This is a genomic window from Belnapia arida, from assembly GCF_016773205.1.
Taxonomy (GTDB): Bacteria; Pseudomonadota; Alphaproteobacteria; order Acetobacterales; family Acetobacteraceae; genus Belnapia; species Belnapia arida.
In genome coordinates, this window is record NZ_JAETWB010000089.1 from 1 (window position 1) to 7489 (window position 7489).

At 58.2% G+C, this 7489-nt stretch carries 5 protein-coding genes and 1 pseudogene; 3 read left to right on the top strand and 3 right to left on the bottom strand.

All coding sequences use genetic code 11. From position 1 onward, the window contains the following. Positions 1-65 precede the first annotated feature (65 nt). Positions 66-314: pseudogene (locus tag JMJ56_RS32125) on the top strand (integrase core domain-containing protein); the annotation flags it as partial. Between the two features lie 65 nt (positions 315-379). Here JMJ56_RS32125 and asd read toward each other — a convergent pair. After that, the gene (gene asd / locus JMJ56_RS32130) at positions 380-1264 is read right to left on the bottom strand and encodes an archaetidylserine decarboxylase (RefSeq protein ID WP_202835949.1); all 885 of its coding nucleotides are present in this window, start codon (positions 1262-1264) and stop codon (positions 380-382) included. Positions 1265-1292: 28 nt separating this feature from the next. Between asd and JMJ56_RS32135 the strand changes: the two genes are divergently transcribed. Continuing rightward, positions 1293-2990, top strand: a complete 1698-nt coding sequence (locus JMJ56_RS32135; RefSeq protein WP_202835950.1) for an aminotransferase class III-fold pyridoxal phosphate-dependent enzyme — start codon at positions 1293-1295, stop codon at positions 2988-2990. 5 nt (positions 2991-2995) lie between these two features. Here JMJ56_RS32135 and JMJ56_RS32140 read toward each other — a convergent pair whose 3' ends face one another. Next, positions 2996-3616 (bottom strand): hypothetical protein, encoded by a 621-nt coding sequence (locus JMJ56_RS32140; RefSeq protein ID WP_202835951.1) that lies wholly within the window; start codon positions 3614-3616, stop codon positions 2996-2998. Between the two features lie 66 nt (positions 3617-3682). After that, positions 3683-4360: a class I SAM-dependent methyltransferase gene (locus tag JMJ56_RS32145; protein WP_202835952.1), complete on the bottom strand. Its 678-nt coding sequence runs from the start codon at positions 4358-4360 to the stop codon at positions 3683-3685. 580 nt (positions 4361-4940) lie between these two features. Between JMJ56_RS32145 and JMJ56_RS32150 the strand changes: the two genes are divergently transcribed. Then, a complete protein-coding gene (locus tag JMJ56_RS32150; protein WP_202835953.1) occupies positions 4941-7274 on the top strand; it encodes an Orn/Lys/Arg family decarboxylase in 2334 nt (777 codons plus the stop codon). Positions 7275-7489: the final 215 nt, after the last annotated feature.

The following is a 7489-nucleotide window of genomic DNA, read 5'->3' on the forward strand; positions in this document are numbered from 1 at the left end:
CGAAGAGAAGCGTGAAACCCACGCGGGACAGCACCACTGCTTGACGCACGTGCCCACGATTAGAGAAGAATGGCTACGTGGAGAGCTTCAACGGCAAGATGCGCGACGAACTGCTCAACATGGAGGTGTTCAACACGCTCGCCGAGGCCAAGGTCCTGATCGAGCAGTGGCGACGGCACTACAATACCGTCCGACCACACTCTTCACTGCGCTACCGACCGCCAGCGCCGGAAGTGCTCCTGACATCAAGTCCGCTCTCCCCAGTTGACCCACCATCCTCCAACTCAGGCCAAGCCGCAGCCATACTCCACTAAAAACCCACCTGGACCGCCTCGTGGGGGCTGGTCACCCGCACTGGCGACAGTCTGCCGAATTCAAGTTAGACTAATTCAGTAGAGGGCAGCTTCAGTAGTGCTTGCCCGGCCCGGATGGTGGCGCCATCGACGATGCCGTCACAAAAGCCAAATCCACGCGGTGCAAATACTATAATGGTCGACCCATGTTGAAACCAGCCCATTTCATCGCCCTTTCGCAACCTCACATTGCAAGCCACACGACGCGGACCGTCCGCCCGAAGGTCAAGAATCGCATCCAAAAATCCCAAACGGATGCTCGCCACCAAGATAGCGGCCACCGGAACTAAGGTGATGGCGAAACCCGTTTCAGACAACTTGGCCCGAATGATGGCCCGCTCGTTTTTACAAAACAACTGTTCGACCCGCTTGAGGGCTATTGGGTTGACGTTCCAAGTGTCGCCGGAAAGGTAGGTGATTGACTCAACCTGACAGTCATGCGGAGCATGGAAGCGGTGATACATGCTGGATGTAAGGCGAAGCGTAACAAATGTGCCGCCTTCGTACTGGCCAGCATGGGCACTGTCGTCGAGCAGGTCTTGAAGTGAATAGGGGAACCCCTTTACTTGGATTACTCGCCCTTCAGTTATCAGCCCGAAAGCACCGATGATGGCATCACAGGGGCTGACGAGGATTGCAGCATCCAGGTCCACCGGCCTCGCTCCGGCTTTGAGGCGCCGAGTGAAACAGTGATGCAGGCTGCGAAACTTAGTGTCTTCGGCATCTGTCAAATCTAAGTCTGCAAAAGCACGCCAGATTGCAATCGAGATGTCACGGACCCAGGGGTTTTCAATTTGGCTAAACCAGCCGAAGAAGCGCGTAGCCATGCGTCTCGGTATGCGGTTCGTCAAAAGGAAGTTGATATCTTCATGCTGCACAATTCGGGCAAAGGTAGTTCGCAGAATGGGCATTGGCAGTGCCTTTTGACGGACCGGTAGCATGCTGAACGCGTCTTTGCTTGACCTAGCGCCTTATGCAGCTGTTGCCGCAGGCGGCGTTGGATTATGGCTGGCCAAAGGGCGAGCAAGATTGGCCCTCTCGAGAGCGAAGCACAACTCGCTCGCGGGCCATGTTCGCATGGCTCGGCGCATTGCCTCTGCTATTCCTTTTTACGAGTATAATCAAAACCAATTTTTCTGTTCCGACAATGCGCCTGAAAGCGTTGTTGCCCGACGTGAAGACGGCTTCTTTCGGCTCGCAGGCATCTTTCAGGACCGCTTTCGGCAATCCGCAGCGCTGACTGTGGAGGCGCGGCAAGGGCTTTCCGATCTCCAGTTCACGTCCAACTACCGGGTTCCCTTTCAATATAGCCGGCTTGTCCGCGAGCATTTGACATCAGGCTCCTTCCTGTCGGCTTCGCAGGGAGTGACGGTGACCGACCTTGACGGCAATATCTTCTACGACCTGACTGGCTCCCATGGCGTCAATCTGCTCGGCTACGACAGCTATAAGGCGTGTATCGCTGAAGCAGTCGAGCGTGTCGGCAGCCTGGGCCCCGTGCTCGGCGCATACCACCCTGTGGTGGCTGACAACGTGGCCGACCTCCAGCGTATCTCTGGCCAGGATGAAATATCCTTCCACATGTCTGGCACCGAAGCGGTGATGCAGGCAGTGCGCCTGGCACGATACCATACCGGCCGTACGCATCTCGTGCGGTTTTGCGGTGCTTACCATGGCTGGTGGGACGACGTGCAGCCCGGCATTGGTAATCCCGCCCCTGTGCGTGACACCTATACACTTGCGGAGATGTCCGAACGCACCTTGCATGTGTTGCGGACTCGAAGAGACATTGCATGCGTCTTGGTTAATCCACTGCAGGCATTGCATCCGAATGCGGCGGCTCCCGCTGATTCATCGCTGGTCGATAGCAGTCGGGCAGGAGGGTTCGACCGCCAGGCATATTCGAAGTGGTTATGTCAGCTTCGAGAGGTCTGCACGGAGCGCGGCATCGTTTTGATATTCGACGAAGTTTTTGTCGGCTTCCGCTTGGCTCTTGGCGGTGCCCAAGAGTATTTTGGAATCCGCGCTGACCTCGTCACCTATGGCAAAACGTTGGGCGGTGGATTGCCCATCGGCGTCCTATGCGGGCGCAGCAGGTTTATGCGACGTTTCAGCGATAGCCGTCCTGGTGCTATCTGTTTTGCGCGAGGAACTTTCAACTCGCATCCCTACGTCATGGGGGCCATGCGTGCCTTTTTAGACCGGCTCCAGCAGCCAGACGTGGTGGCGATGTACGCGAGGTTGGATATGATTTGGAACGAGCGTGCGGTCGCTCTCAATGAGCGACTTAAAGAAGCGAACCTTCCAGTACGGATAGCAAATTTATCAACCATTTGGACCGTCTGTTACACGCATCCGTCGCGGTATAATTGGATGCTGCAATACTACCTTCGTGCACAAAACTTAGCATTGAGTTGGGTCGGGACCGGCCGCCTGATATTCAGCCTCAACTACAACGACTCAGAGTTCAAGGAAGTAGCTGATCGTTTCGTAGCAGCGACACGGAATATGGATGCGGATGGCTGGTGGACAGGGCCGGTCACATCCAACCAATCCATCCGACGCGGTATCCTGCGAGAGATGCTTCATCGCCGTTGGCGCCCTTGTTCTTCTTCACAAGGGCAACCCGGCATTTGATGCCTTTAGCTGAGCTGCGACGAATGGTTATGCCGAGTGGATTGGTCTATCAGCTCGCCTCGAAGCAAATGGAGTGGGGCGGTGCGATAAAGCATAATGTCATGGAACGGGTCGGTGATAATCTTGGTCGCCCACACCAAACCTGTTTGAATACCGGAGCTAAAAAATAGCTGCATAGTGCGAAACAGCAAACCGCCCATTGCTAGGCAGAGCCAAAGAATGCCGACATTTCGGATGAACTCGTCAAGGCTTTGAGGGGTATCCATCGTGCCGCCCAAGGTGTTATCAATAAGAAGGCAAAATGGCGACATTACCCAAATTGACATCAAAACTATCTTGCGCCGCAGGTTGTAACCGACTTTAATATTCTCTTTATGTTCGTGAGTGGCTTGGTTCTTAGCATCGTAACCTTTTGGCTCAAAAACCAGATGGCCGACTTGCCGCGTGGTCATAGCTCCAAGCCAGCCTATCAAGGCAGCCATTGCCGGGTTCCAGAAGGCCATGATGTAGGCGCACACAAAGCTGACGGCGCTGACTAGGTGCAAGCTCTGATTGATTCGACTGTGGTGATAGTACCTATGATCATCCCACCGCTGCTCACGTAGATGCTCAATAAAAGCGGTCATCGCAGTTCCTTCTCGAAAGGTCGAGGCGACGCGGTGTTCTTGGGCAGACGTGAGCAATGTCTCGGGTCAAGTGGGCACGCTTGGATGTGCGGACACGGGACCGGCTTCATTTTTAGCGAAACGGATTAGGGAGAAATGCCCCAAGGGTGGGATCGGCCGCCGTTCGACGAGTCGTAATGCCGGCGCATTCAACGCCCAGTCCTCGTATCTCCGCCAGGGAAACTGAGTGCGCCATCCCAGTCGGCTGGTTAATGGCATAAGCAGTCCTTCCAGGGTTCTTCGCAGGCCGTGCTCCGCGCTGATGCGGCTCGTAATAATAATCTCGCCGCCTGGCCGAAGGACGCGGAGGAACTCATCGAGAGCACGTTCAGGATTAGGAATGGCGGTTACGACGTACTGCGCGACGAGAACATCAAAGGACGCATCCGGGAAAGCCATCTGTTCAGCGTCCATGACTGCAAGACCGGTGACATGACGGAGGCTCATCTCGGAAATGCGTTTTCGCGCCTTCACAAGCATCGGGGCTGAGATGTCCATGCCGATGACGGAGTTGGCTTCACCGTATTCGCTGAGCGACAAGCCGGTACCAACACCAATTTCGAGAACACGTCCCCCCTTGCGGCGAGCAATTTCAGTGGCCGCGCGTCGTCCCTGGCGAAACACTGCCCCGAAGACAAGATCGTAGACTGGCGCCCAATAGTCATAGGTTAGCGCAACGCTATCAGATTGATGCGTAGGTGCCATCCTTCACCTAGTCTTAACGAGCGGGCACAAGGTACTGATTGGTTGCCAGCTAAATTTCATATGGCGTGAAACCTTACGAGAGACGGCAATATAAAGTATCGAGTAACTGTCATAAGTGCTCTAGACTGACTAGAGACAAAATTTGTGCAGTATGGTTACAATTTTACTCCACAGCTAAATGTGTCATTTTTCGGCACGTAGCGAGCCACAAACAAGAATGTAAATGAATCGTGCTATTTTGGTTTGGGGATAGTTATGCTACGTCAGCAATATAAAAATATCGCAATGCGAAGTGCTAAACCGGTTCAATCATCGGCAGCCACAGCGCGAAGGAGTGCATAAAAGGGAACTTCAGTCGACCCGCACAACTCGATGGCAACAAGAGAATCCAAGGCAAAAAAGCGCCATCTGCTGGGCGACACGCTCAGCCTTATGCTGCTGCGATGGTCTACGGCGCCGGCCTGCAGGGCCGCGATGGCGGCGTCCAACCGTGCAGGCGGGCAGGCTGTCACGGAACTGAGATAGACGGTCACTACCGCCCCCGCGCAACTGCCGACGATCGCCTGCAGGAGCCTTTTGAATGGAATATGCTCGCCGGTTCAAGCTGCTGGTCTGCGCCCCGGCATTTGATGAATCGGACCTTGAGGGGGCACGGCTGCGCCAAATCCTTACCGAGGTGGAGGGCATGGGCTATGCCGTCACCCGCGCCCGGCGAGACGACGATGCGGAGTTGGTGATCCGGACCGACAGCGCCATCGGCTGCGTGATCGTCGACTGGGGCAAGAAGGGATTGCAGGGCAAGTCGGCGCAGCTTATCCACTTGGTGCGCAAGCGCGGGCTCGACGTACCGATCATCGTACTGGTACGGCGGCACCGGCTGGAGGACATCCCGGTCGAGGTGCTGGACGATGTTGACGGCTTCATCTTCCTCGCCGAGGAGACGCCGGGCTTCGTCGCCAAGAACCTGGTCTCGCAGCTGCGGCAATATGCCGAGAGCCTGAAGACGCCTTTCTTCGGCGCGCTCGTCGACTATGCCGAGCAGGGCAACCAGCTCTGGACCTGCCCCGGCCACAACGGCGGCATCTTCTACAGCCGCAGCCCGATCGGGCGCATCTTCGTCGAGCATCTGGGCGAGGCGGTGTTCCGCGACGACCTCGACAATTCCGTGCTGCAGCTCGGCGACCTGTTGACGCATGAGGGGCCGGCGCTCAAGGCGCAGAAGGAGGCGGCGGCGATCTTCGGCGCCGAGCGCACCTATTTCGTGCTGAATGGCACCTCGACCTCGAACAAGGTGGTGCTCTCCGCCCTGCTGGCGCCGGGCGACCTCGTGCTGTTCGACCGCAACAACCACAAGGCGGCGCATCATGGCGCGCTCTTCCTCAGCGGCGCCGTGCCCGTCTTCGTCGAGACTGCGCGCAACCCGCACGGGCTGATCGGGCCGATGCGGCAGGAGGCGCTGGAGGAAGAGCGGCTGCGGGCCGCCATCCGCGACAACCCGCTGGTGCAGGACCCCGAGGCCTGGCGCCGGCCGCGGCCCTTCCGCGCGGCCGTCATCGAGCAATGCACCTATGACGGCACCATCTACTCGGCCGAGGCGGTGCTGGAGCGGATCGGGCACCTCTGCGACTACATCCTTTTCGATGAGGCCTGGGCAGGCTTCATGAAGTTCCACCCGCTCTTCCGCGGCCGCTACGGCATGGGGCTGCGCAATCTTGGGCCAGAGAGCCCCGGCATCTTCGTCACCCAGAGCACCCATAAGCAGCTGGCGAGCTTCTCGCAGGCGTCGCAGATCCACGTGCGAGACGCGCACCTCAAGGGGCAGCGGCGACAGGTGCATCACCGGCGGTTCAACGAGTTCTTTCTGCTGCACGCCTCGACCAGCCCCTTCTACCCGCTCTTCGCCTCGCTCGATGTAGGGGCGCAGATGATGAAGGGGCGGCAGGGTGAGATACTCTGGGATGATACAATTCGACTTGGTATCGAAATCCGCAAGAAGCTTCGCTACACCCAGCGCGAATATGCCGAGCGGGAGGCGGACCCGGCACGACGTTGGTTCTTCGAGCCCTTTGTTCCAAAGCAGGTGCCGCTGGCAGACGGCGGGCTCGTTCCGTGGGAGGATGTGCCGACCGATGCACTCGCCGCCGACCCGGCGTATTGGGAACTGCGGAAAGGCGAGGAATGGCACGGTTTCGGCGAGGTCGCGCCGGGCTGGGCGATGACCGATCCGAACAAGCTCACCTTGCTGACGCCGGGCTTCCGCGATGGTGCCTATGACGCGCACGGCGTACCGGCGCCGGTCGTGGCCGAATACCTGCGTGAGAACCAAATCGTGCCGGAGAAGAACGACCTCAACAGCTTGCTCTTCCTGCTAACGCCGGGAGTGGAGAGCAGCAAGGCAGGCACGCTGCTGTCCCATCTCGTCACCTTCAAGAAATTGCATGACGAGAACGTGCCTCTTGAACAGGCGATGCCGAGTTTCGTCTCCAAGCGGCCGCAGCGCTACCGCGGCGTGCGGCTGCGCGACCTTTGCGCCGAAATGCATGCGCTGTTTCGCGAGGAAAATGTGAGTGCGCTGCAGGCGGCGCAGTTTCGGGCCGAGCATTTCCCGGAGATGGCAATGGCGCCGCAGGAGGCGGCGCAGATGCTGGTTCGGAACCGGGTGGACTACGTGCCGCTCGACGCCGCAGAGGGAAGGATCGCGGCGACGCTTTGGCTGGTTTACCCTCCGGGCATAGCGACTGTCATCCCGGGTGAGCGGCTCGGCCAAAGATCGCGGCCGATGATCGCTTATTTGAAGGCCTTCGAGCGGGCGGCCAATCGCTTTCCGGGCTTCGAGACCGAAGTACAGGGACTATACCGCGAGCCGGACGAGCGAGGCGGCACCGCCTTCCATACGTATGTGTTGCAGGAGTGAGACGGACAACGTGTTCGGTGCCCGCATCTCTAGGCACGACTAGTGAACCTTGCAGTACGACTAGGTTTACTCTGGCGCCTGAGCGAAGCCTGAGCGTCATCCGCTTGCAACCGTCCTCCGTTATGGTCCCGCCAAAGGATGGAGAGAGGCTGATGCCGGACGACGAGGAGGCCATGCGGCCCTGGCTGCAGGCGGAGCTGGAGGACGATTTCGAC